This window comes from Colwellia piezophila ATCC BAA-637, assembly GCF_000378625.1.
Lineage (GTDB): Bacteria > Pseudomonadota > Gammaproteobacteria > Enterobacterales > Alteromonadaceae > Colwellia > Colwellia piezophila.
In genome coordinates, this window is record NZ_KB905160.1 from 765,472 (window position 1) to 791,046 (window position 25,575).

20 protein-coding genes are annotated in these 25,575 nt (G+C 38.2%); 10 read left to right on the forward strand and 10 right to left on the reverse strand.

Going from position 1 to position 25,575, the window contains the following annotated elements; genetic code table 11:
* Nucleotides 1–17: 17 nt before the first annotated feature.
* Together F580_RS0103130 and F580_RS0103140 are read right to left on the reverse strand one after the other, a co-directional pair.
* Nucleotides 18–2,012, reverse strand: coding sequence for an LruC domain-containing protein (locus F580_RS0103130; RefSeq protein WP_019026234.1), 1,995 nt, complete (start codon nucleotides 2,010–2,012; stop codon nucleotides 18–20).
* Between the two features lie 477 nt (nucleotides 2,013–2,489).
* On the reverse strand, nucleotides 2,490–3,929 hold the full coding sequence (locus F580_RS0103140) for a sigma-54-dependent transcriptional regulator (protein WP_019026236.1): 1,440 nt from the start codon (nucleotides 3,927–3,929) through the stop codon (nucleotides 2,490–2,492).
* Between the two features lie 137 nt (nucleotides 3,930–4,066).
* On the opposite strand from F580_RS0103140, the gene F580_RS0103145 reads away from it, so the two are divergent.
* From F580_RS0103145 to F580_RS0103160, 4 genes are all read left to right on the forward strand, one after another.
* A complete protein-coding gene (locus F580_RS0103145; RefSeq protein WP_245560578.1) occupies nucleotides 4,067–5,386 on the forward strand; it encodes an HD domain-containing phosphohydrolase in 1,320 nt (439 codons plus the stop codon).
* Nucleotides 5,387–5,654: 268 nt separating this feature from the next.
* Complete coding sequence (gene glnS / locus F580_RS0103150; protein WP_019026238.1) at nucleotides 5,655–7,325, forward strand: glutamine--tRNA ligase; 1,671 nt, start codon at nucleotides 5,655–5,657, stop codon at nucleotides 7,323–7,325.
* Between the two features lie 530 nt (nucleotides 7,326–7,855).
* Nucleotides 7,856–9,964, forward strand: coding sequence for a transporter substrate-binding domain-containing protein (locus tag F580_RS0103155; protein WP_245560579.1), 2,109 nt, complete (start codon nucleotides 7,856–7,858; stop codon nucleotides 9,962–9,964).
* Between the two features lie 101 nt (nucleotides 9,965–10,065).
* On the forward strand, nucleotides 10,066–10,896 hold the full coding sequence (locus tag F580_RS0103160; RefSeq protein ID WP_019026240.1) for a hypothetical protein: 831 nt from the start codon (nucleotides 10,066–10,068) through the stop codon (nucleotides 10,894–10,896).
* Nucleotides 10,897–11,042: 146 nt separating this feature from the next.
* On the opposite strand, the gene ilvN is transcribed toward F580_RS0103160, so the two are convergent.
* Together ilvN and F580_RS0103185 are read right to left on the reverse strand one after the other, a co-directional pair.
* Nucleotides 11,043–11,540 (reverse strand): acetolactate synthase small subunit, encoded by a 498-nt coding sequence (gene ilvN / locus F580_RS0103165; protein WP_019026241.1) that lies wholly within the window; start codon nucleotides 11,538–11,540, stop codon nucleotides 11,043–11,045.
* A 365-nt stretch (nucleotides 11,541–11,905) separates the two neighbouring features.
* The gene (locus F580_RS0103185; protein ID WP_019026244.1) at nucleotides 11,906–13,633 is read right to left on the reverse strand and encodes an acetolactate synthase 3 large subunit; all 1,728 of its coding nucleotides are present in this window, start codon (nucleotides 13,631–13,633) and stop codon (nucleotides 11,906–11,908) included.
* A 500-nt stretch (nucleotides 13,634–14,133) separates the two neighbouring features.
* On the opposite strand from F580_RS0103185, the gene F580_RS0103190 reads away from it, so the two are divergent.
* The 3 genes from F580_RS0103190 to F580_RS0103200 all read left to right on the forward strand — a co-directional run bounded on the left by F580_RS0103190 (nucleotide 14,134) and on the right by F580_RS0103200 (nucleotide 16,906).
* Nucleotides 14,134–14,712 carry a DUF4136 domain-containing protein gene (locus F580_RS0103190; protein ID WP_019026245.1) on the forward strand — a complete coding sequence of 193 codons (579 nt, stop codon included), beginning with the start codon at nucleotides 14,134–14,136 and terminating at the stop codon, nucleotides 14,710–14,712.
* 280 nt (nucleotides 14,713–14,992) lie between these two features.
* Nucleotides 14,993–15,211, forward strand: a complete 219-nt coding sequence (locus F580_RS0103195; RefSeq protein WP_019026246.1) for a hypothetical protein — start codon at nucleotides 14,993–14,995, stop codon at nucleotides 15,209–15,211.
* 138 nt (nucleotides 15,212–15,349) lie between these two features.
* The gene (locus tag F580_RS0103200; protein WP_019026247.1) at nucleotides 15,350–16,906 is read left to right on the forward strand and encodes a DUF3369 domain-containing protein; all 1,557 of its coding nucleotides are present in this window, start codon (nucleotides 15,350–15,352) and stop codon (nucleotides 16,904–16,906) included.
* Nucleotides 16,907–16,948: 42 nt separating this feature from the next.
* On the opposite strand, the gene yfbR is transcribed toward F580_RS0103200, so the two are convergent.
* Both yfbR and F580_RS0103210 read right to left on the reverse strand, forming a co-directional pair.
* The gene (gene yfbR / locus F580_RS0103205; protein ID WP_019026248.1) at nucleotides 16,949–17,542 is read right to left on the reverse strand and encodes a 5'-deoxynucleotidase; all 594 of its coding nucleotides are present in this window, start codon (nucleotides 17,540–17,542) and stop codon (nucleotides 16,949–16,951) included.
* Between the two features lie 125 nt (nucleotides 17,543–17,667).
* On the reverse strand, nucleotides 17,668–18,894 hold the full coding sequence (locus tag F580_RS0103210; RefSeq protein ID WP_019026249.1) for a pyridoxal phosphate-dependent aminotransferase: 1,227 nt from the start codon (nucleotides 18,892–18,894) through the stop codon (nucleotides 17,668–17,670).
* 271 nt (nucleotides 18,895–19,165) lie between these two features.
* Between F580_RS0103210 and F580_RS0103215 the strand changes: the two genes are divergently transcribed.
* Complete coding sequence (locus F580_RS0103215) at nucleotides 19,166–19,573, forward strand: GFA family protein (RefSeq protein ID WP_019026250.1); 408 nt, start codon at nucleotides 19,166–19,168, stop codon at nucleotides 19,571–19,573.
* 360 nt (nucleotides 19,574–19,933) lie between these two features.
* Here F580_RS0103215 and F580_RS0103220 read toward each other — a convergent pair whose 3' ends face one another.
* Together F580_RS0103220 and F580_RS0103225 are read right to left on the reverse strand one after the other, a co-directional pair.
* Nucleotides 19,934–21,631, reverse strand: coding sequence for a proline--tRNA ligase (locus F580_RS0103220; protein WP_019026251.1), 1,698 nt, complete (start codon nucleotides 21,629–21,631; stop codon nucleotides 19,934–19,936).
* Between the two features lie 123 nt (nucleotides 21,632–21,754).
* Complete coding sequence (locus F580_RS0103225) at nucleotides 21,755–22,753, reverse strand: ion channel (protein WP_019026252.1); 999 nt, start codon at nucleotides 22,751–22,753, stop codon at nucleotides 21,755–21,757.
* Between the two features lie 47 nt (nucleotides 22,754–22,800).
* Here F580_RS0103225 and F580_RS0103230 point away from each other — a divergent pair, with 47 nt between their 5' ends.
* Nucleotides 22,801–23,283, forward strand: a complete 483-nt coding sequence (locus tag F580_RS0103230) for a GNAT family N-acetyltransferase (protein WP_019026253.1) — start codon at nucleotides 22,801–22,803, stop codon at nucleotides 23,281–23,283.
* Between the two features lie 126 nt (nucleotides 23,284–23,409).
* Here the strand turns inward: F580_RS0103230 and F580_RS0103235 are convergent, their stop codons facing one another.
* Both F580_RS0103235 and F580_RS0103240 read right to left on the reverse strand, forming a co-directional pair.
* On the reverse strand, nucleotides 23,410–23,829 hold the full coding sequence (locus F580_RS0103235) for an RNA-binding S4 domain-containing protein (RefSeq protein ID WP_019026254.1): 420 nt from the start codon (nucleotides 23,827–23,829) through the stop codon (nucleotides 23,410–23,412).
* Between the two features lie 22 nt (nucleotides 23,830–23,851).
* Entirely contained in the window at nucleotides 23,852–24,268 is a 417-nt protein-coding gene (locus tag F580_RS0103240; protein WP_019026255.1) for a hypothetical protein, read from the reverse strand.
* A 318-nt stretch (nucleotides 24,269–24,586) separates the two neighbouring features.
* On the opposite strand from F580_RS0103240, the gene F580_RS0103245 reads away from it, so the two are divergent.
* The gene (locus F580_RS0103245) at nucleotides 24,587–25,519 is read left to right on the forward strand and encodes a SphA family protein (RefSeq protein ID WP_019026256.1); all 933 of its coding nucleotides are present in this window, start codon (nucleotides 24,587–24,589) and stop codon (nucleotides 25,517–25,519) included.
* Nucleotides 25,520–25,575: the final 56 nt, after the last annotated feature.

Here is a 25,575-nt window from a genome sequence, read left to right on the forward strand (position 1 = left end):
CAGCTACTCATTAGCTGTTAATAAAGTTTAGAATTTATCGAGTTACTTTGGGAAAACCAAGTGGACTCACTGTTGCCATTACTTTCGACGAATATTTGAAATTTAGGGTAGGCTTGTAATATGTCAACCCTTTCTAGTGGGTGTTTCCATACCTCGGTTGAACCAGGGTTGATAGCTAATGCCCACGGTAAACCGTTATCATTTTGATAGGTCAGATTTTGAGAGGTATTATTTTCTGATATTTGGGTGTTATCTTCAGCCATACCGAAAATACTTTGGTCAGCTTTAGAGCTTGGTATTTTGTTTTTTAGATGAATTTCTAAACCTCTACCGGGATGATAAAATAGATCGCCATGATAGCTTGCTGTCCGAGCAAATATAAAGGGGTTATAAGGGGCTTCAGGAAATTGATCTAAGGTGATAGGAGTGATAAATGGCACTGTTACACTAAAGGTCATCAGTGATGAGTTACTACAATTACTCTCTGTTCGATAATATAAACAGTTTTGGCTTAATTGAATATGGCTACGTAAATCATCAGTTATTTTAAGGACTAAATATAGGGTATCTTCTTCAATAACATTGGTTTCTTGTAAAACACCATTAATTTCGAAGCGCACTAAATCACTATCGACATTATCAGGTAAAATATTATCCAGTTGAATGGCAAAGCCATTACGATAAGATGCACCGGATGCCTTTAACTCCCCTTGAAATTCAATTTGTTTTACTTCAAATGAACTGGTTAATAATAATGAAGAGTTTTGTAGTATAACGACATCATTCATATCGTAATCGCCTTGTTCAGGCCAGCTATCTTCAAAGGCGATGTAATAAGGGGTATCCTGAATTTGGCTATTACCCGCATTGGTAACCAGTACTCTATAATCTTCTACTTCACCGTCTGCGACACCACCGCTAGCGAGGATAGGCGCTAAAGACGTAAATCTTGCTCTAGTCCAAGTAAAACCATTTAAGGCGGTAATAGGGGTATTAACTAAAATAACGTCAGTAGTATTATCTAGATATTTGTCGGAAACTAACTTTTCTTCGGCGGTAAATTCACCATCACGATTCCAGTCACCCCAAATACTAAGGTAGCCAGCGCCTGTTACTTGCACTTGAATTAAGCTATCGCTACCAGCAAGTAACGGGGTAAGGAAAATGATGCCATCATCTTGATCTGTTTTCGGATAAACATTAGCATTATGTTCAGTCGTGATAGTGTTGCCTAAATAGATATTGCTTATACCGTGTCTGGCACCATTACTGAACAATGTAGTGCCATAACTATCAGGAGCATCACCATAATCCGTTGTTGCGGCGATTGATTCATCTACAATAGGAGCAATTGCACAACGGGCGCCATCATTTTGCGAAGCACTTGGACCATTAGCAAACAAGAGTGCCGTAGGGCTTGCATCATCTAGGTCAATAATAAAAACATAACCATCACTGTTTCGACTGATATATAAATTACCGTCGACATCAAAATAAATAGCACCAAATGTACCTTGTTCACCAATATCACCAAGTGCAGTAGCGGCGCCGCTATCTGCATTTATTTGGTATAGTTGGCCATTTTTATCAACGGTATATAGAAAATTATTGCTAGGGTGAAAAGCAAAATCGAAAATGGTTAATGACAATGATTGACCATCAACTACGTTGATCACTTGAAGGAAATTCTCTGATTCTTCGTCTAGTGAAACTTTGTATAAGCCGTAACTCGAACCTTTTTTATAAAAATAATAGCTGTTTTCATTGAGTGCAACATCACCAACGAAAAAGTTAACTCCAGGGTTATCTGCTAAAGTAATTGATGTCGCTTGATAATCACTGCCAATGCGAACTAAAGTGCCCCATTCATAACCCCAACCATAAATATAATTGTCATAAAAGTTGAAACCAATGGCGTTTATTTTGTCATCAGTCCCTAAATCCCCGGATAATAAGGAATAATCACCGGTAACTAGGTTTACCCCATAAAGTTGTGCCACTGATTGTTGCATTAAAAATGCCTTTGACGGGCAGCTTTCAAAAGGAGTTGCATTTAATGCCCCCTGAAAAAGCATTAAACAGGCTAAAAAACATCGGTGAAAATTTTTTGAATACAACATAAAAGAACTTCCCGTCATCTTTACTAATTATTATTAACGTGCAAGGAGTGATCCATTTATTTTCTGTTTATTTATCAGCGGGTTGTTGTAGGCTATTCAGAGGTTGTTGCAGAATGCAAAGTTACAATCAGATTAGGAAGCGAATTAACTTATACCAACCTGACTATCACTCAGTGGAAAGAAACTTAATCAAAATGGTATTGATTTGGTAGGAAATAAAGAGGCGAGCAGCTTACCTTTTGCTGAAATACCCAAGCTACTTGAAGCTGCGTTTTTAATTCCAGCTGAAACCTGCATCTTCATGTAGCTTGGTTATATACCTCTTATAATCAAGGGTTTTAGTCATAAGTATCAGTTTATTTTGATCATCTACCAGTCGAGTTTTTTCCGATAGATAGTGGAAGGACTTACCTCTAACATGGCGGCAGCCTTAGGTATATTACCTTGACAATATAATATTGCTGCTTCAATAGCATTTTTTTCGACTTGCCAAAGTGGTTGGATCTCGATGCTATTATTTAAGGGACTTGTAGCAGTATTCTTGTGCGAATTATTACTTACCGTGGCAGATAACATCGACATAGGTTGAATAGCACTATAGTTTTTTACCGTAGTTGATAATGATTTTATGATCATTTCAGACGTTATTTTCTCGCCACTATTTAAAATAACCAAACCATGAATTACATTTTCTAATTGACGAATATTACCAGGCCAGTCATAAGCGCAAATTATTTGAATGGCGTTACGAGAGAATTTTCTAAAATGTTTATTCTCTATTTTATTGTATTTTTTCAAGAAGAAACTAGCGAGATGTACAAGGTCACCACCTCGCTCTCTTAACGGCGGTAAAGCCATGGTAATAACGTTAAGTCGGTAATATAAATCTTCTCTAAAATCACCTTGAATTACTGCATTGCTAATAGAGTTAGAAGAGGCTGAAATAATTTGTGCATGAAACTTTAATACCTCATTAGTGCCTAAAGGGGAGAATTCACGTTCTTGAACGACTCTTAATAATTTAGCTTGCAAGGGTTTTGATAAGGTTGTTATCTCATCTAAAAACAAGGTGCCTTGCTTAGCAGCAGAAAACAAGCCCTCTTGACTTGAGACCGCACCGGTAAACGCACCTTTCTTGTGTCCAAAAAGTTGTGACTCGATTAAATTCTCACTGAAATTGGCACAATTTACCGCAATAAAAGGTTGGTCTTTATGATAACTTTCAAAGTGGCAAGCTTTGGCGACTAACTCTTTACCTGTACCCGTTTCACCGGTGATGAAAATGGGCGCATTAGTACTTGAAGCATGCCTAATACAATCAAAAAGTTCATGCATGGTTTCATCTTCAGCTACCATGCCGTGAAAATTAATTAACCCTGTCGGTGGAGCGTTATCGCCATCACTGGCAATAACCGTTACATTTCTACTAAGCGCTTTATCAACAACAAATTTGAGTTCTTTATTTACCCAAGGTTTACAAATGTATTTTTCGACCACACCTGAACTAAAGGCAGCTGAGACAAGATCAAAGTCTTGATAAGCTGATAAAATAATACGTTGAGAGTTAGGCCAGCGTCTTTTTATTTTTTCTAATAGTTCACAGCCATTCATGTCCGGCATATGTTGATCAGAAATAATCACATCAGGTTGATTGTTTTGACAATATTCCAGTGCTGCAAGTGGCGAGTTAAAATCAATAATGTTAGCCTGAACATTATGTAAAGCTCTTTTTAACGCTTCTAATATATTGATATCATCATCAACGAGTAACAACGTTGGTAGGGGAGAAGTGTTAGTGCTCATTTCCATAATAAATACCTTTTTGAACAGCTCTATCTTTTAATAATAGAAGATATTTGCAATTTAAGAGGTGTTATTTGCACTTTGCGTCTTTTTTTGAAATAGTTAAACTATAATTAAGAAGCATTTATAAAGATGGCACTGTCTTGAATACTGTTTTACCTGCTAGGGAAGAAGAAATGGAAAAAGCTGCATTACTAATACTTGATGATGAAAAGGAAGTTCTTAACGCGCTAAACCGAGTGTTGCGTAAACATTTTCAATTGTATTTGTTTTCAGATGCCAATGAAGCCATTGGTTTTTACCAAGATAATCCTAATATTCCGCTGATACTTACCGATATGAGAATGCCGATAATGGACGGTGCTACCTTCTTAGGAAAAATCATTGACATAAACCCTCAGTGTAAACGTTTTTTGTTAACGGGCCATGCAGATATAAACTTAACGGTCACAGCCGTTAACGAAGGGCGAATTTCTCACTACTTTTCAAAACCATGGGATAATGAGGAATTAATTTGTGAGCTAAAAAGTGCCTATGAACTCTATCTTAATGAAAGAAAAACGAAACAACTATTAAAAATTAATTTGGCAAAAAATGCAGAACTGTCGCTTATTAATAGCTCACTTGAACTAGCAACGAATAAAAGTCAAAAAAAACTACAGCTTGTTTCAGCGCGAGAAGCTAATAGCTTTGTCAGACTTAAAAAGACCTTTTCAACCTTTATTGATATTTATGCGGAAACCATTTGTTTGCATACTCAGGATATTACTCGTCATAATTTTCGTGTTGCCGCCCATGCTCGGTTAATCGCAGAAAGTCAATCTTGCGATAAACTCACCACTTTTCAAATTTATATTGCCGGTTTATTGTATGAAACGGGCAAGTTAGCAATTGAGCAAAACTTATTGAAAAAGCCTATTGATGTCATGTCTCAGCATGAAAAAAATCTATACAGTGGCTTTTATCAAAAAAGTTTTGAGCTACTCAAGAAGGTTGATGAACTGTCATTTGTTGCCGAAATTATCAAACATATTCCTGAAAACTATAATGGCAGTACTGCACCTGAACATTTAACTGCTGATGAAATTCCTTTAGGATCACGTATTATTGCCATCGTTTCAATGTATGATAATTTAGTAAATGGCCGACAATCACAAATTAAAACGTCTACCGTGTTAGCGAAACACCGTATTAAAGAATTAGCTAAGACCATGTTTGATCCAAGACTGCTTGATTGTTATTTAACCATACTAGATGAACATCCAAATTCAAGTGAAGGGCAAGTAGATTACTTATTAAATAGTGAAGACTTACGAGTAGGCATGGTGTTAACCAGAGATATTGTTAATACCGATAAAAACCCTATGTTGACCAAAGGAACGCTAATAGATCAGCATCATATTGATAAACTGCTTGAAATCGAAAAAGGTCAAGGGGAGTCTTTTCTTATTTATGCGCGTTAGTTTTCTTTGATAACCTTCTACCATGTGGCAGCTTTCACTCGCGTTGTTTGAACACTAACTATACGCATAGGCGGATATAAGATAATCACAATAATAATGCGGCGTATACATTCAGCAATATACTCTTATCTAACGCTATTCTCCCCCGTAAACACTTGCTATAATGCTGCTATCTTTGTGCGTAAAACGCACTTTATATTCAGCTTTATACCATTCGGTTCGAAAAATTAATCCGTTTGTATTAGGTTATTTTCAGAGGTTAATTTTCATGTCGGATGCCGAAAACCGCCCAACAAATTTTATTCGTAATATCATTGATGCCGACTTGGCTAGCGGTAAGCACAGCAGTGTGCAAACACGCTTTCCACCAGAGCCAAATGGCTTCTTACATATTGGTCATGCTAAGGCTATTTGTTTAAGTTTTGGCATTGCCCAAGATTATAACGGCAAATGTAATTTACGTTTTGATGATACTAACCCTGAAAAAGAAGATATTGATTACGTTCATGCCATTCAGAAAGATGTGCAGTGGTTAGGTTTTGAGTGGGCAGGGCAGGTCCGTTATTCCTCTAATTATTTTGATCAGTTACATGGTTTTGCCGTTGAGCTTATTGAAAAAGGCCTAGCGTATGTTTGTTTCTTAAATGCAGAAGAAACCCGTGAGTATCGTGGTACGTTAAATAAGCCAGGTAAAAACAGCCCTTATCGTGAGACCACTGTTGAAGAGAACTTAGCCTTATTTGCCAAAATGAAAAATGGCGAATTTGAAGAAGGTATTTGTTCGTTGCGCGCGAAAATTGATATGACTTCAAGCTTTATGTGTCTACGCGATCCTATTATTTATCGTGTACGTTTTGCTAATCATCACCAAACTGGAGACAAGTGGTGCATTTACCCAATGTACGACTTTACTCATTGTTTATCTGATGCATTAGAAGGCATTACGCATTCTCTTTGTACGTTAGAGTTTCAAGATAATCGACGATTATATGACTGGGTTATTGAAAATGTTTCCGTACCAAGTACACCCCACCAGTATGAATTCTCTCGCTTAAACCTTGAATACACACTAATGAGTAAACGCTTATTAAATTCATTAGTTGAAGAAGGACTGGTTGAAAGTTGGGACGATCCACGTATGCCAACGATAGCCGCTTTTCGTCGCCGTGGTTACACACCCGCATCTATACGCGAGTTTGCCAAGCGAATTGGTGTTACCAAAATGGAAAATACCATTGAAATTAGTGTTTTAGAAGCATGTATTCGTGAAGACTTAAATGATAACGCGCCACGTGCTATGGCTGTTTTAGATCCGATTAAATTAGTGATTGAAAACTACCCTGAAGATAAACACGAAGATCTTGTTGTTAAGAATCACCCGAGTGATGAAGCGCAAGGTACACGTATTGTGCCATTTTCAAAAACGCTTTATATCGAAGCCGAAGACTTTAGAGAAGAAGCCAACAAGAAATATAAACGTTTGGTTATTGATAAAGCAGTACGTTTACGTGGTGCTTATGTTGTTACCGCAACACGTTGCGATAAAGACGAACAAGGTAATGTGACGACGGTTTACTGTAATTACAATGAAGATACTTTAGGCAAAAATCCAACGGACGGCACTAAACCTAAAGGCGTGATTCATTGGGTTGATGCTGATAAATCACTTGATGCCACAGTCCGTTTATATGACCGGTTATTTACCGTGCCTAACCCAGCAGCTGAAGATGACTATCAATCGGTAATCAACCCTGACTCTTTAGTCACTATTACTGGTGTTAAAGTTGAACCTTCATTAGCTGATGCTAAAGCGGAGAGTGCTTATCAGTTTGAGCGTCAAGGGTATTTCTGTTTAGATAACGATATTAAAGAGCCAGGTACATTAATTTTTAATCGCACTGTCGGTCTACGAGATACTTGGGCTAAAATCAGCAAGTAATACCAAATACACTAATAAATTGATCAGCTTAGAGTTTTATTAGCGAGCTTAGAACAAGCAAAATTACTTAAACATAGTTATTCTATATTTCTTTAATTTTGTGCCGTTATCAGTTTGCTAATAAACTCCCAAAGGGCGAGTACCTAATAAAAGGCAAAGGCTTACATGCGTCGTTATTGATTTCGACAAGGACGCTACATGGATGTAGCTTCTTAGAGAATGCAGGAGCTTATTCTCCTGAATAACCATTCTCTTCAATCAATGCCTTGCCTCTAAGCCTTTTAATTATCGCTAAGTGGTCAATTAATTAATGTACTTGGTATAATCTAAAAAAGAAGAGTGACAGTACAATAAAATTATTATCAGTCATTATTGTTTATTGCTAAATTAAAGCCAGTGGTCAGTTATTTAAACTTACCACTGGCTTTTTTTTTGTAAAGTCTGTTAATCTACAAAGAAAGTAATCGCCATTAATTAGAGCATATTTGATGAATAAACAGTTAGTTGCAATAATATTGTCAAGTTTCCTTATGCTTGTAATCTTAACGGGTTGTCCAGAGCAACCCTCGGTAGAAAAAACACCTAAAGCAGACCTTAGCCAGAGTAGTGAGCAGACAGCCAATATGGTGGCTGACAAACGCCAAATAGTTACAAAAACGGTAGAAAAAAGAACGTCAGGAAGAACATGGTCTGAAATTAAGGCCTCAGGTTATATTAATGCCGTGAAACTTGACTGGCAATTAGAGTCAGCATTACCCCGGGCTGGATCAACCAGTGCGTATCACTCAAGTTTACTAAAGAGCTTTGCTGACGAAAGAGGTTTAAAAATCAATTGGCTGAGAGTGCGAAACTTGACCGCCATGTTTGTTAAATTATCCGCATTTGAAGTTGATATTATCCCTCGCCATTTAACTATTACTGAGAATCGATTAGAGAAATTTAGTTTCTCATACCCATTGTTACGAGACAGAGAAGTTGTTATTGCCAAATCGGGTAAACATAATTTCAACTCTGAAGATATCAATGAGGTTGTTCTTCCCGTTGGCTCGGCCTATATAGATAGCGTTACAAAGCAGTTCCCACATTGGGAAATGAACATCATTGATGAAAAAGTGAGTTCTCAAGAAGTCGCAGACAGTATTGCTGATGGTACCGCTAAATATGCTGTGCTTGACGGTATTTCTGTTAAAACATTGCAGCAATACCGCGATGATATTCAGAGTGTCTTTACACTGCCTAAAGCAATTAATTTAGCTTGGGCGGTTAATTTAGGTAATGACAGTTTCTTACATGAATTAAATCAATTTATTTCGGTTCATCATGTGATGCAAACGCTAGAGCCAGAGCGAACCATTGATTTTAACAAGCTAAGAAAAGATAAACTGCCTTTACGTGTCATTACTCGAAATAGTCCAGAAACCTATTTTTTATGGCGTGGCGAGTTATTGGGTTTTGAATATGAATTAATGCGTAAGTTTGCTGATATTCACAAGGTTAAATTGGTTATTGTCGTCGCGGATAGTTATGACGAGATGCTGGAGTTATTAGCAGAAGGTAAAGGCGATATTATTGCGGCGGGCTTGTCTCGAACAAAAGTTAGAGCCAAACAAATTACTCAAGCAAAGTTAGCGACGAGTCTTCGTTATAATCGGGTCAAAGAGCAATTAGTGGCTCACCAAGACAGCTTACCTATCCATGAACTCGCCGATCTTAAAGGTCGAACTATTACCCTTCGTAAAAGTAGTAGCTTTTGGACAACGGGGCAAAGGTTAGCAAAGGATTTTGGCGCGAAGATAATCATTGCCAATGAGGATGTTGCCACTGAAATTTTAATTAGCCAGGTGGCTGATAAAGAGATAGATTTAACCATTGCTGATAGTAATTTGATTGCTATAGAGAGTAGCTTTCGAACGCAAATAATTACCCCGTTAACCTTTAAAGAAGATGTACCTTATGCCTATTTAGTTAGACAGAGTAATCCACAGTTGCTCGCTTATTTAAATGAATTTATTAGAAAGTACTACCGTGGCACTTTTTATAATGTCGTTAAAAATAAGTATTTCTATAATGAAAAGTTACTCGAAAGTCATAAGAAATATCGTTTAGTCTCAGGGTCAACATTATCCCCATATGACGATATAGTGCGCTCTCATGTGCAACCTTATAACTTCGATTGGCGTCTTATTGTCTCGCAAATGTATCAAGAAAGTCGATTCAATCCATTGGCGACGAACTCCACGGGTGCTTTTGGCTTAATGCAGATGCTACCTAAGACAGCGAAGGAACTTGGCGTAGACAATTTGAAAGACCCAGAGCAAGCGATTGCTTCTGGTGTGCAATACTTAGATTGGACTCGGGATAGGTTCTCAAAAGACTTACCGATACAAGAACAAATATTTTTCTCTCTCGCGTCATATAATGCCGGTTTTGGTCATGTGAAAGATGCACAACGTTTAGCCAGAGAACTAGGGCTTAGAAGTGATATATGGTTTAATAACGTTGAAAAAGCGATGTTATTATTGCAGCGCCGTCATTATTATAAAAAAGCACGTTATGGTTATGTTCGCGGCAGAGAGCCGGTTAATTATGTGCGCGATATACACCAAAGGTATTTAAGCTATATCCGCATTACCGAATAACGAACGTTCATTTAAGCCTTACTTTGTCAGTAATGATTACTTAGGCATGGGTTACTTGGGATGAAATATTTAGCAATGGATTACTTAGGTCTTAGTTAACTATGAAATACCGTTTATCAAGCTTTTTACTCTTAGCACTCGCTACTGTTTGTAGCGTAAATGCCGCAGAAATTGAGCCGGTACATTACGCCTACGCTAATTATTTAGGTAGTGGTATTTATCGAACCACAGGTCAAAATGCCAGCTTGATCAGCATGCCTTTTTCGTATGAGTTAGGGCATAAAAATAAAACGACTTATGAATTACGTTTACCCGTTTCAGTCGGTTTTTTTAATTTTGACTTATCAGACATACCCGACCTTGAATTTCCTGATGAAGTGGGTACAGTCACCTTCACCCCAGGTATAGCCTTTAATTATCAGTACAATCAAGACTGGCAGATACAAAGTTATGTTGATCTAGGTTATGGCCGAAACCTGACCACAGATAAAGGGGTTACTGTATTCTCTACCGGGGTTTCAGCGCTTTACCAATTTGATATTAAAAAATATGACTCGATTTGGGCAAGTCGAATATATATTGCCCGCTATGATGGTAATGGCTATGAAGCAAAAGATTCTTATGCGGCCATACAAATAGGAATAGATACTGGCCTGCCAGTGCAATATCAAATTTTGGGCTATAAATTTCAGCCCCGTGTATTTGCCATGGTGTTTTGGTACTTTAGCGAATTGGACTTTGTCGTTCCACGGGTAAACAGTTTTGATGAAGAGGACAACGTAACCTTAACGAACAGTTTAGAATTTGGCGTTACCCTGAAATTTGAGACAAAGATTGGTTACTCTTGGGCGGGTATTGACAGGTTAGGCCTAAGTTACCGTTACAGTAAAAACTTTAGTGCCGTTCGCCTATTGTTTAGCTTTCCTATATAGCTTGCTCTTTAGCTTTCCAAATTAGCAGACTCTTTCGATATGCAGCTTTTTCTTTTTACATACGGTATTAAGGTAACGGGTATTTATCAGATAAAATAAAGAGGCGTAATGCCTCTTTATTTATAGCTGAACTCTCTAACCAGAGCCTAAATACGTAAGGCTTTATCACCGCGCGCCATACCAACACAACCTGATCGAGCCGACTCGATAATATCAGTCTCATTTTGTAAGGCATTAATAAAGGCATTTAGCTTCTCAGCATCCCCGGTTAACTGCACTGTGTAAACTTGCTTGCCAATATCAATGATATTACCGCGAAAAATATCGGTAATACGCTTCACTTCTGTGCGTGCCTTATCCGTTATCGCGACAACTTTTACCAATAGCAACTCACGTTCAATATGTTCTCTATCGGTTATGTCAGTTATTTTAAGGACATCAATAAGCTTATTCACTTGCTTTACTATCTGCTCCAATACCCTATCATCGCCACTAGTGGCAATAGTCATCCGAGATAAACTACTGTCATCAGTTGGTGCAACCGTTAAACTTTCAATATTAAAAGCACGTTGAGAGAATAACCCGACGATACGTGATAATGAGCCAGGCTCATTCTCCATCAATATGGCTAATATTCTACGCATTATGCTTTAACTCCTTTATTCACTAACTTGTGATTAATCAGATGGAGCTTGGTAAATAGTTGGGAAAATGAAGCGTGCTCATTGTCCACCCACATAACAAATATGGCTAATATTCTAGACATTATGCTTTAACTCCTTTATTCACTAACGTCTGATGAATCGAATGGAGCTTGGTAAATAGTTGGGAAAATGAAGCGTGTTCATTTTCCACCCACATAACAAACATGGCTAATATTCTACGCATTATGCTTTAACTCCTTTATTCACTAACTTGTGATTAATCAGATGGAGCTTGGTAAATAGTTGGGAAAATGAAGCGTGCTCATTGTCCACCCACATAACAAATATGGCTAATATTCTAGACATTATGCTTTAACTCCTTTCTTTAACCACAATTCATCGATTGCACCTGTACGGATTTGCATGGGGTAAACATGCTCATTCTCATCAACCATGACATCTACAAAGACTAAACGGTCTTTGATATTGAAAGCTTGGCTAAGCTTTTCATCCAATTCATCTAAGTTGTCTATTTTAATACCTACATGGCCATAAGCTTCCGCAATTTTAACAAAGTCAGGGAGAGATTCCATATAAGAAGATGAATGACGGCCGCCATAAACCATATCTTGCCATTGGCGCACCATACCCAGAGCACGATTATTTAAGGTAACAATTACCACGGATAAATTATATTGTAAGCAGGTGGAAAGCTCCTGGATATTCATTTGAATTGAGCCATCACCAGTGATGCAAATAACATGTTTGTCAGGAAATGCTAGTTTGACGCCCATAGCCGCGGGTAAACCAAAGCCCATGGTGCCTAAACCACCAGAATTTATCCATTGGCGTGGTTTGGCAAAAGGATAGTACTGGGCAGCAAACATTTGGTGTTGGCCGACATCAGAGCAAACATAAGCTTCGCCTTTAGTTATCTTATACATGGCTTCAATTACGCGTTGTGGCTTTATTTTATCGCCAGGATTTTGCTCATAACTATTGCTTTTTACCGCACGCCATAAGTTGATTTGTTGCCACCACTGACTTAATGCCGCTTCATCAGGGATGAAGTTAATCTCGTCTAATTCATCGAGAAGTTGTTGCATCACAATTTCAACTAAACCAACAACAGGGATATGGGCATTAATGGTTTTAGAGATAGAGGTTGGATCAATATCTACATGAATAATGGTTGCATTAGGGCAAAACTTTTCGACATTATTGGTAACTCTGTCATCAAAACGCGCACCTAGCGCTAAAATAACATCAGCATTAGCCATGGTTTTATTGGCTTCAAGACTGCCGTGCATACCAAGCATACCAACAAACTGTTTATGTGTTCCGGCAATGCCACCAAGTCCCATTAAGGTATTAGTGATAGGCGCTTTTAACCTTTCAACTAAGGTAGTCAGTAATTCGGCGGTATCAGATATAACAATGCCACCACCTGAGTAGACCACTAGCCTTTTAGCACTGGCAATAGTTTGCGCCGCTTTTTTGATTTGCTTAGGGTGACCTTTGATATTCGGGTTGTAAGAACGCATTTTAATATCGGTATTGATAGAGAATGGTCCTTTGTGGTCAGGTGTTAAAATATCTTTAGGTAACTCAATCACCACAGGACCAGGTCTGCCGGTATTTGCTAGGTAGAAAGCTTTAGCGATAGCATCCGGGATCTCGGCTAACGATCTACAGTTAAAACTATGCTTGACGATAGGGCGTGTACAGCCAACGATATCAGTTTCTTGAAAAGCATCATTACCGATAAGCGAACTCGCCACTTGGCCAGCAAGTACAACCATAGGGATAGAGTCATAATAGGCAGTAGCAATGCCGGTAACACAGTTAGTCGCGCCTGGACCTGAAGTAGCTAAGACAACACCCACTTCACCTGTCGCTCTGGTATAGCCATCGGCCATATGTGTCGCTGCTTGCTCATGGCGTACTAGGATATGTTGAATTTCATCTTGCTTAAAAATTGCGTCATAGATGTCTAAAACGGAGCCGCCAGGATAGCCAAAAATGTATTTAACGTTTAGTGCAGATAAGGATTTTATTACCATTTCTGCACCGGTAAAAAGCTCTGTTGTCATACCATCACCTTGATTTCTTTTGATCAGTGTTAATGAAAATATACTTATATTTTGGTTTACGCACTACCAATAAAAAACCCTCGTTCTAATAAGGAGCGAGGGTTTCTTGATGTAACAGCTTAATTGATTTTACTAAGCACAAGGTATCCCTGCTATTGGTGGTAGTACCACGAGGAAGACGACATTGAGGACACTTGTTTTAAAAATCATATAAATAAAATACAAATACTTTAGTTGTTTCTATTTTTAAGTCTTTAGTTGTGTGTGTCAACCATTAAATACAAAATAGCGGTAATTGTACCGTAATAATTTAGCCTAGGGTATTGACGAGTTATTTTGAAATATTTTATCTGTTACTTATGGCAACATATATTGTTCGGAAACAATTTAAATCACTGTTTTATTTGTATTAGTCATCCATTATGATTTATATTAACTGTCATGTTATACCCTAGGTCCAAAACATATAGCACGGGCCTACTACACAAAATGGAATAGATATGACCCCAATTAAATTATTAATGATTGCTACCTTGATTGCTTTTACCGCAGGTTGTGCAACACATTCAGCTAAAGTTGATTTTGATAGAAATACAGACGTTGACACTATTAACTACAAGACCTTTGCCTGGCTAACGAAAGGCAAAATAATGGCGCCTCCTGTTGATATTAATCCGGTAATGAAAGTTAGAGTTGATGAAAGCATTGAGCAAGCTTTTATGGCCAAGGGATATCAGTTAGTTGATAACGCTGAGGATGCTGATTTCACTATTTCTTATACGGTAGGTAGTCGTGATAAAATTAAAGTGAATAGTTACCCGGCTACCTATAATTCAGGTTTTGGCTGGGGCCGAGGTTACTATGGCGGCCGTGGTTATTACGGAACTATGTCAATGGGTACTGAAACTAGTATCAAACAGTACACTGAAGGTAAATTAGCTATTGATGTTTATGATGTTAAAACGCGTCAACCGGTTTGGCATGGTTGGGCAACGAAGCGTTTAACCTCTGATGATAAAGAAGCACCTTCAGCGATGTTGAATGATATTGTTCTTCAGGTTGTTAATCAGTTTCACTAAAAACAACTTTAATCTTTGATTTAAAAACGGCCTAGCCGTTTTTTTTTGCTTTGAAAAAAGTACTTTAAGATAACTAATACCAATTACACTAATAAATTGTTCAGCTTAGAATTGTATTAGCGAGCTTAGATCAAGCAAAATTACTTAAATCATAGTTATTCTATATTTCATTAATTTTGAGCCGTTATTGGTTCGCTAATAAACTCCCAAAGGGCGAGTACCTAATAAAAGCTAAAGGCTTACATGCGTCGTTATTAATTTCGACAAGCAGGCTACATGGATGGTGTTCTTAGAGGATGCAGACGGTACAGGAAGTACTTTATTAGATAATGCAGACGGTACAGGAAGTACCTTATTAGATAATGCAGACGGTACAGGAAGTACCTTATTAGATAATGCAGGAGCATATTATCCTGAGCATATTATCCAGAGCTTATTCTCCGGAACAACCATTCTCTTCAATCAATGCATTGCCTCTATGCCTTTTAATTCTCGCTAAGTGGTAAATTAATTAATGTACTTGGTATAACTATTAAAACTTAACTGACAGAAGTTTTGTAACCTTTTAGTTAATAGCTAGTAATTTAGTAGTTCTGAATTACACTGATATTATGGCTAACCAACAATATAGACATCGATGAGTAATTTTATTTTTCAAGACGAAGTTGAAGAAGAAATTGACAAAAAAACCGCTAAACCGGATAAGTTTTGGCGAATTTTGGTCATTGATGATGATGAAGCTGTGCATCAAGTTACCAGACTCGTGCTCGCTGATGCTGAAATTGAACATAGAAAACTGGATATAGTGTCTGCTTTTTCGAGTAAGCAAGCTAAAGAAATTCTACAAAATGACGATTCTTTTTGCATGGCATTTGTTGATGTGGTGATGGAAACGGATCATGCTGGCTTAGAGCTCGTTGAGTGGATAAGAAAAGTGAAGAAAAATCAAACCATTCGCTTAATACTGAGAACCGGGCAAGCGGGCTCAGCACCTGAAGCCAAAGTCATTAAAGAATTTGATATTAATGATTATAAAGAAAAAACCGACTTTACCGCCAATAAAATGATCACCACAGTATACGCCAGTATACGGGCTTATCGTGACATAATAACGATCAAACGTAGTCTGGATGCTTTTAAAAAGCTTATTGAAGCGACTCATGATTTATTAAAAATAGATCAGTTAAAGAATTTTGGCTCAGCAGCACTTGATCACTTACTTGCCTTGATGAATGTTGAAAGCTCAGCACTTTATATCGTCAGAACCCAAGTAGATTTCGCTAAACAGTCAACCAGCTCAATTATTGCCTGTACCGGAAAATATGTCAGTGAGTCAAGTTCACTCGAAGAGTCTGATATTAACTCTCAAGTTAAAGCACGTATTCGACAAGTGTTTATTGACAAATGTCACTATCGTGATGAGGAGTGTTTTGTTGGTTATTATCATGCGTCAGATAATGCAGCATCGGTGTTATATATTGAATTTGAAGATGATAATGAACACTTCAAAGCTAGCTTAGCGGAGCTATTCGCCACTAACGTAGCGCTAATTCTGGAGAGTTTAACCAAGCAAAAAGAAATAGAAAAAACTCAAAAAGAACTATTATTTATTGTTGGTGAAGCAGTGGAAGCCCGTAGTAAAGAAACCGGTGCCCATGTACGCCGAGTTGCTATTATTTGCGATCTGTTAGCCACAAAGCTGGGATTAGCCCAGGATTTTATCGAAGCCATACGCCAAGCGGCGCCACTACATGATTTAGGTAAGATAGCTATCCCTGAACATATTTTACATAAGCCGGGCAAGTTAGAGGGAGAAGAATGGGAAATCATGAAGTCACATGCGCAGATTGGTGCAGATATTTTAGAAAAATCTACCGTGAGTGTCTCTCAGCTTGCAGCCCGATTGGCTAATTTTCACCATGAAAACTGGGATGGTAGTGGTTACCCCAAAGGATTGAAAGGAGAAGAAATACCGGTAGAAGCTAGGATTATGGCCGTAGCGGATGTCTTTGATGCCTTGGGCTCTAGACGCTGTTATAAAGAGCCTTGGCCAAACGATAAGATAAAAGAGTTTTTATTAGCTGAAATAGGTAAAAAATTTGAGGCTGAGTTAGTTTATCTCATTATCGATAACTTTGACGAATTCATACAAATAAGAGAGGATTACCCCGACAATACAAACCCCGCTCATTAAATCTTGGATAGACAACCTTTGATATTGTTAACCTTTTGCTCGTTAAGTACGTGATAATTTATCGACTGTCGCTAAACAAGCAGCCATAAAGGTATCAATAAAGTACTCAACTTCGGGCATATTTAGCTTTAATTGCTCTATTTTTACCGCTAACCTTTGTTCAACATGATCAAACTCAGGGTTCTTGTGATTTATTTCATCCAAAGCTTTGATGTAAGCAACAATAATATCTGCAGCCTTTACTATGGTTTTGTAGTCTTCAGAGACATTATCTTGCACGATGATATCACGGAAAACCTCCTGTAAATCATCAGGCAGAGACGCTAAACACTCTTCTTCGGCCAATAATTCTATCTTTTTAAATTCTCTCGCTATTTCCTTATTGGCATATTTAGTTGGGCTAACAATATCGCCATAACGGGTTTCACTGGCTTCATGATATAAAGCAATGGTTGATAATTTATCGGCATTAATTTGACCGCTAAATTTTTTATTTTTAATTACCGCCAGTAAATGGGCAACAATTGCGACTTGATGAGAGTGTTCGGCAACATTCTCAGGCTTGACACAAAACATTAATGACCATCGCTTGATTAACGGCATGCGAAACATCCAGGCTAAAAATGAACTCTGCATTGCAACTCCTAAAGATTGTTCACAAACGCTAGGGCAGTGTGCTCAATCATGAAATAAGTGAAAGATTCCCGATAATACACTTCAGGAATGACAATTTACCGTACGGTTGTAATCACCTTAATGACTCAACTCACTGCTACTTGCTGATAGCTAGCAAAGAAGTTCTTTAATTTCTCAATGGCTAGGGTTAACTCATCAACATGGGGTAAAAAGACTAAACGAAAGTAGTTATGCTGCTTGATGTTAAATGCACGGCCATGAACAAGCAGAATTTTTTCTTGTTTTAACAAGTCTAAAATCATTCTTTCATCATTGGTGATATTAAACTTTTTACTATCTACTTTAACAAATAGATACAAGGCGCCCATTGCGGTATGACATGATAAACCATCAATATCATTAATCATTTTCGCCGCGACATTACGCTGTTTTAATAAACGGCCATCACCTTCAATCAGTTCATTAATACTTTGGTAACCACCGAGCGCCGTTTGAATAGCATGTTGGCAGGGCACATTGGCACAAAGGCGCATTGAAGACAGCATAATTAAGCCTTCAATATAATCCTCAGCGTATATTTTAGGTCCAGAAATTACCATCCAACCCGCTCTGAAACCAGCGATCCGATAGTTTTTCGACAACCCCCCCATAGTGATTATTAACACATCTTGGGTCAGACGCGCGATAGGGATATGCTTGGCTTGATCGAATAATATTTTGTCATAAATTTCATCACTGTAAATGATTAAGTCATGCTTACGAGCGAGGGCAATAATACCCAGTAAAATATCTTCAGGATAAACAGAGCCAGTGGGATTATTTGGATTGATTAAGACAATGGCTTTGGTTTTATCGGTTATCTTTGCTGCCATATCCTCAAGGTTGGGGTACCAAAAATTTTCATCATCACAATTATAATGTACTGGGCTACCACCAGAAAGGCACACTGCTGCTGTCCAAAGGGGATAATCAGGTGCAGGAATTAAAACCTCATCGCCGTCATTGAGCAAGCCTTGCATTGCCATCACAATCAGCTCGCTAACACCATTACCAATAAAAATGTCATCAACGCCGACATCTTTAATACCTTGCTGTTGGAAGTATTGCATCACAGCAACACGGGCAGAGTAAATGCCTTGTGATTCGGCATAACCCTGTGAACTGGGCAAGTTATGAATAACATCTTTTAGAATATCATCAGGTGCTTCAAAACCAAATGGGGCAGGGTTGCCGATATTAAGCTTAAGGATTTTATGGCCTTCATCTTCTAGGCGTTTCGCCTCAGTAGCTATTTGTCCTCTAATATCGTAACAAACATTATTTAATTTAGATGACTTGGTAATAGCTTTCATGAGTTGGCAACTTCTTATAATTAAAGGGAGAAAATGAGCTGATATTATTGTTGCCAATAATGCACTGTTTTGAAAGCATTATTTAGGCTTTTTTTAATGATAATTTGTTGGGTTTTGTTCAACAAAGGTATATTAAAATGATTAGCTACTTTTGTGCAGCGATACTGCACTTAGTCGACCAAAAAATGCTAAGTTATCTAGCTAAGAAATAACGGTGCAAATCAAAAGATTAGTAAAGTGTAGCGTCAACTCAATAGCTTAAGGTATTGGTATGTATTTAGGGAAATGTCTTTGTGGTGAAGTGAGTATTAGGCTGAACGGTAGTATCAGCGACATTATTCATTGTCACTGTTCTTTATGTCGAAAAAATAGTGGTACTGCCTTTGCCACCAACGGTTTTATTAATACCGCTGACTTTGAAATTACTTCAGGGAAAAGCAGTTTAAGTTCTTTTTCATTTAAGCCTGGCCGCAGTCGACATTTTTGCAGTCAATGTGGTTCACCCGTGTATAGCTCAAACGAGGATGATCCTAAACGATTAAGAATCCGTTTAGGCATTATTGATAGTGATATTAAAGAACGACCAATCTCCCATAACTTTGTCAGTTCGAAAGCAAATTGGGAAGTTCTTGAGGCTGATTTACCTCACTATGAAGGTCTTGAACCAAACCGTAAATAAGGTTAATTAGATACAAAAATCCTATAACCTACAGCCTATACCCAAACCACCTCAAAATGCTCGTTTCAGGACGCCTGAGCGATTCATGGTCAAGGCGTGTATTTCATTAATGGTTGTTCCCTTAATGAACTACGCAACGATGAACGTGATTTGCTCAGACGTCCCCGAAGGACTGGTTTAGAAACGCTTTATCCATCGTTATTGACTTCGACAAGGGAATAACCATTCTCTTCAATCAATGCCTTGGCTAAAGACGTTTCTAATTCCAGCTGAATCCTGCATATTGAGGTGGCTTGGGTATATAGCAAAAAGGGGCCTAAGCCCCTTTATTATTACGACTACTTATTCAACGAAATCAATTTAGCTGAACAAAGCCATAACATCATCAATGGCGATTAATGATTTTTCACCGGTAATACGGTTTTTAAGTTCAACTTGCTTCGCATCTAAATTACGTTCACCAATGATAACTAATAAGGGGGTGCCCATTAATTCATGATCAGCAAACATCACACCTGGACGCTCTTTTCTGTCATCAAATAGTACTTCAATACCGGCTTGAATTAGCGACTCATATAAAGCTTCAGCGGTTTCTTTTACCCGTGCCGATTTTGCCATATTCATCGGTACAATTGCTACTTGAAATGGAGCAATTGCTTTTGGCCATTTTATGCCATATTTATCATGGTTTTGCTCAATAGCTGCTGCGACAATACGAGAAACACCAATACCGTAACAACCCATAGTTAAGGTTTGGTTTTTACCACCCTCATTTAAAACAGAACACTTCATCGCTTCGGCATATTTACGGCCTAACTGGAAAATATGACCGACTTCGATACCACGTTTTATTTCGATAGTACCCTGGCCACATGGACTTGGGTCACCAGCAACAACATTACGGATATCTTGAATGCTGATCTCACCACAATCTCGTTGCCAGTTAACGCCGGTAAAAGAATGGTTATTTTCGTTAGCACCACAGACAAAATCGCTTAAGTGAGCAGCACTACGATCAACAATCACTTCAACAGTTAAGCCTTTAGGTCCTAAGGAAGTGCTATGACAGTTAGCAATCGCAGACACTTGTTCGTCAGTTGCGAATGTTAACGGGGAAGCAATTTGTGCTAAGTTCTCAGCTTTAACTTCATTGAGTTGATGATCGCCACGAAGCACTAATGCAACTATTTTTTCTGGCTCTCCTTCTTCTGTTGTACCAACAACTAATAAGGTTTTAACGGTAGTTTTTAAATCTAGTTCTGAGGTTTTGATTAAACGCTCAAGTTTTAATGCAACTTTCTCAATATCTTGAGTCGGCTCACCGCGTTCACCTGTTGGTGCTAACGCTTCGGCTTTTTCAATGTTGGCAGCAAAGTCGCTAGCATCACTAAAAGCAATGTCATCTTCACCTGAGTCAGCAAGTACATGGAATTCATGTGACTTTTCACCACCAATAGAGCCTGTATCCGCTATAACCGGACGGAAGTCTAGTTCAAGACGTTCAAAGATACGGCAGTAAGCATCAAACATAATTTGGTAGGTTTTTTCTAAACATTCGTCTTCTAAATGAAAAGAATAAGCATCTTTCATTAAGAATTCACGGCCACGCATTACACCAAAACGAGGACGAATTTCATCACGGAATTTAGTTTGAATTTGAAAAACAGTTAACGGTAATTGTTTGTAGCTGCTAAGTTCGTTAGCAACCAGCTTAGTGACCACTTCTTCATGGGTTGGCCCTAAAACAAAATCACGTTGATGGCGATCTTTTAAGCGCAATAACTCCGGACCATAATCAGCGAGTCTACCCGATTCTTCCCATAAATCTGCAGGTTGCACCATAGGCATCAATATTTCATTGCCACCAGCACGTTGAATTTCTTCACGGACAATGTTCTCAACTTTTTTCAACACGCGTAAACCTGTTGGTAACCAAGTATATAACCCAGAAGCAAGGTTTCGAACAAGGCCTGCTCGTAACATTAACTGATGGCTGATAACTTCTGCACTGGCAGGGGTTTCTTTAAGAGTAGACAGTAAATATTGACTGGTACGCATTGTTAAAGTTTCCGTAAAAAAGAGATAAAAATAATTGGCGCTATTCTAACAGGGGGCTAGCCTATGAAAAAGTAAAAAATGTAATATTTATGGCTTACAGGAATCTAGCCTATGCATATGAAGTTATCTTGTCATTTTCTTTACAAAAACCACCACAAAGAGAGCAATAGTAAAGCTACCCGTAAAAGCCTCTATGGCAGCAATAGCACGCGATACTCCAACAGGAGTAAAGTCGCCATAACCTAAGGTAGTAAAGGTGACCACTGAATAGTAAAGTGAAGATAAGAAGAAAGAGATATTTTCACTCGTGGTGAATTCTGTACCCATCGCTTGAATATTACCGTTGTAGCTTAAACCGGTAAAAGCATAAATAATGGCACAAATAAATATAATGGCCATAGACAAACCGATGATCCGTAGCGGCGCTTCGCCATAACCACAAAATATATCGACAATTTTTGATATTGTTCGTTTCATACTATATCGCGGTAATTGTAAACGGCGCATAGTTAACTCTTTTTGAATAAAGTAACCAGAGAGGGTAAAGATTCCTTCGTGTTCAGCGTGTTTACGCAAATCTCGGTAAATTTCTTCAGCTTGCTCTAAGTAATCAATGTTTTCTTGTGCGTTTTTAGCGACTAGAGCCGCTTTTGCATCATATTCTTGTTTGATTTTATTGCCTATTTTAACATTCTCAAACTTGCTTCCGGTCCACTTTACCCCAAGCATATTAGTGCCTTCTAAATTGGCACAATTTAAGTTTGAGTCACGTAAATCAGCTTTCATTATGCTGGCATGTTGTAAATTAATATTGAATAAATGACCACTTTTAAGGTTGGTGTGATAAAAATCAGCATAAGAGAAGTCATAGCCTTTTTTCTCGTGATGGTTTACAAGGTCGATACCTTGAAGGTTAGTTCTAGCGAGCTTAATTCCGCGCAGCATTCCACCTCCTCGGGCATACTTTTCCAGACGTTGTTTGACATCAAGGCCGGACTTATCCACTTCCTTATCATGCCAATAACAAAAGCCAGAGTTATTGGCTTCACCCTGGCAGCAAAAGGCTTGCTGCTTGGTGCTATCGGGGTCTTGATATTGACACAATAATTTTATTTTATTCATTTTAATAGTATAGTGCCGAACATCAAAAAGTAAAAAAAGGAACAAATGTGCAGATAACGTTAATTCAAGCAGATTACCATAATGAGCAACATGGCAAAGATTTAATCATGCTGTTAAACGCCTATGCCCTAGACCCCATGGGTGGCGGTGAAGCACTTAGCGATAACGTCCAGCGAACTTTGGTAGCTACCTTAGCGGGACGAACTGATTTTTTAACCTTACTTTGTTACGTTGACGGTAAACCCGCGGGCATCCTTAATTGTGTCGAAGGCTTTTCTACATTTAAATGTAAACCTTTACTCAATATCCATGATTGCGGAGTATTAAAAGAATATAGAGGTTTAGGTTTGAGCCAAAAACTCTTTATTGAAGTTGAAAAAATATCGAGAGAACGAGGTTACTGTAAATTAACTCTCGAGGTATTAGAGGGCAATATTGTCGCGCAGAACGCTTATAAGAAGTTAGGTTTTAGTGGCTATGAACTCGATGAGAAAACGGGCAAAGCGCTGTTCTGGGAAAAAGTACTTTAAGGCTCTTTCTTAAAAGCTGTTGCCTAGAGTCGTTGGGCAACGCTAGATATAATTGCATGTTAATGAGCTGTTTTTAATTTAGCTGAAAACGCTCACTAACATTCAATTCATGATGTTGCCGGTACGTTAAAATGAAATAGGCTTTCTTTTTCTCGGTACTTTTGCTTGGCTCTTATCTTGTTCAATAACAGCATGGTCTTGCTTGGTGGCCTTACTCGGTTTTTTCTTTGATTGTGCCTTTTTCTCTGCTGTTTTAGTTTTTGCAGGCGACTGTGCTTTCTCAGGAATCGGTTCAGCTTCAGTCAATGTTTCAGCCAAATCTTCATTAATGATTAACTGAACAACTTCACCATTAAACTCAACCACATCTTCATGGTAAATCTTTTTACGTTTTTGATATTCCACTTCACCATTAAGTAAAACATAACCTTCGCTGATAACGACTTTTGCTTCGCCGCCACCACTAACCAAGTTAGCTATTTTAAGTAACTTACATAACTCAACGGGTTGTTGGTTTAATTCAATAACTAAGTAACTGTCGGACATAGATTTCTCGTAAACTCATTGATTACTTAGTTAGTTGCGTTAATAGCTCAGTGATTTCAGTTTTCAACTCTTCGCTATCAATGCTTTGGGCAGCATCATTCGCTTTATTAGCAAACACCAGTGCCTGTTCTTTTTCTTCAAATTCAACTTGACGTTGTGCCATTGCTAAATAAGCTGAGGCGCTAAATGTAGCTAAACTTAACTTCTCTGCTATTGCTAAAGCAACTTCATAAATATCCATGGCTTGTTCGCCATCTTCGGTAAAGTCAGCGAGTGCTTCCCATTGCAGCGGATGATCTTTTGGTGAGCCTTGATTAGTCGCACAAAGCACTTGCAGTTTTTTACAACTGGCTAGTCTTAACTCATCATTGTCTGTGTTTGAAGCGTTGGAGATTTCTTGGCAAATACTAAGGATGTCGTTATATAGAGGAGCTTTCATTTTAGATACCTAAATGCAGTTAACCCAGGATAAAAGGAGGGTTATAATTTGCCGCTAATATCGCATAAATCGAGACTTTTAGATACAGAGAAAGTAAATAAGGTCGTTAATGGCTGATTAATATGACGGTTAACTCTATAAGTCATCTAGGGTTACTTGAGCTAAGTTATTAAGCATACATCAGTCATTCAAATGGCAAACATATCGAGGTCTAGAGTATTGTTTTTATTTGCAATCCAAGTAAACTGTAGCTATTGAGTTAACAGTATAATTACACAAGGTTTTATATTGTGAAACAGCCTATTTCAAAGGAATGATATGAATAAAAAACTTCTCTTGCTTGCCTGTACTTTTCCGTTTTCTGTTTTAGCCGAAGAGGGCGGCAGTGGTCATTATATGCCAGGTTCGATGTCTTCTTTTGTGGATGGCGTACCGACAGAGCAAACTTTTATCATTCGCTTAAATATACTGAATTACCAAGGTAGTTATCAACACTCATTACCTTTTGCCGGTACAGAAGCTGCCGATGTCGATGTAAGCTCTAAAGCTATAGGCTTAACAATGCTTTATCGACCCGATATTGATTTAGGCACAAACTGGAGCTACGCGTTTAGTGCCACAATTCCTTATGTGGATATGGAAGTGAGCGCTAATGTCATCACCGATTCTGGTGGTTTTAGAAAAACAGATTCAGATAAAGCTTTAGGCGATATTATTTTAATGCCACTCATGCTTAATCAACATATTAATGCCGACTTAAATATCAATTACCGAGTTGCATTTTATGCGCCAACCGGTAGTTATACCGTGGGTTCATTGGCAAATACTGGCAAGAATTTTTGGACGGTAGAGCCCACTATCGCAGCGGTATATTTAGGTCAAAAAAATGGTATTGAAGCCAGTCTTTTTGCCGGTGTAGATTTTAATCAAGAAAATACTGATACCAAATACAAATCAGGCGTTCAGGCACATCTTGAAGGGTCATTAGCGCAACATTTTCCATTATGGGGCGGTTTAGCAGGTGCGGGTGTTACGGGCTTTTATTACAACCAGTTAACAGGCGACAGTGGTGAAGGTGCTACTTATGGCGATTTTAAAGCGCGTTCTGTTGGCGCAGGTCCAACATTGTCTTTTGTTAAAAAGGCTGGCAATACCGACATACTTGCTGAGTTAAAGTGGTTACATGAATTTAGCACCACTAAGCGTGTTAAAGGCGATACGATTTTTTTAAAAGTAATGGCTAAATTCTAAAGTTAAAAAGATTCCTAATTATAAGTAACTAATAACAAAAAAATGTCTACTAAAGG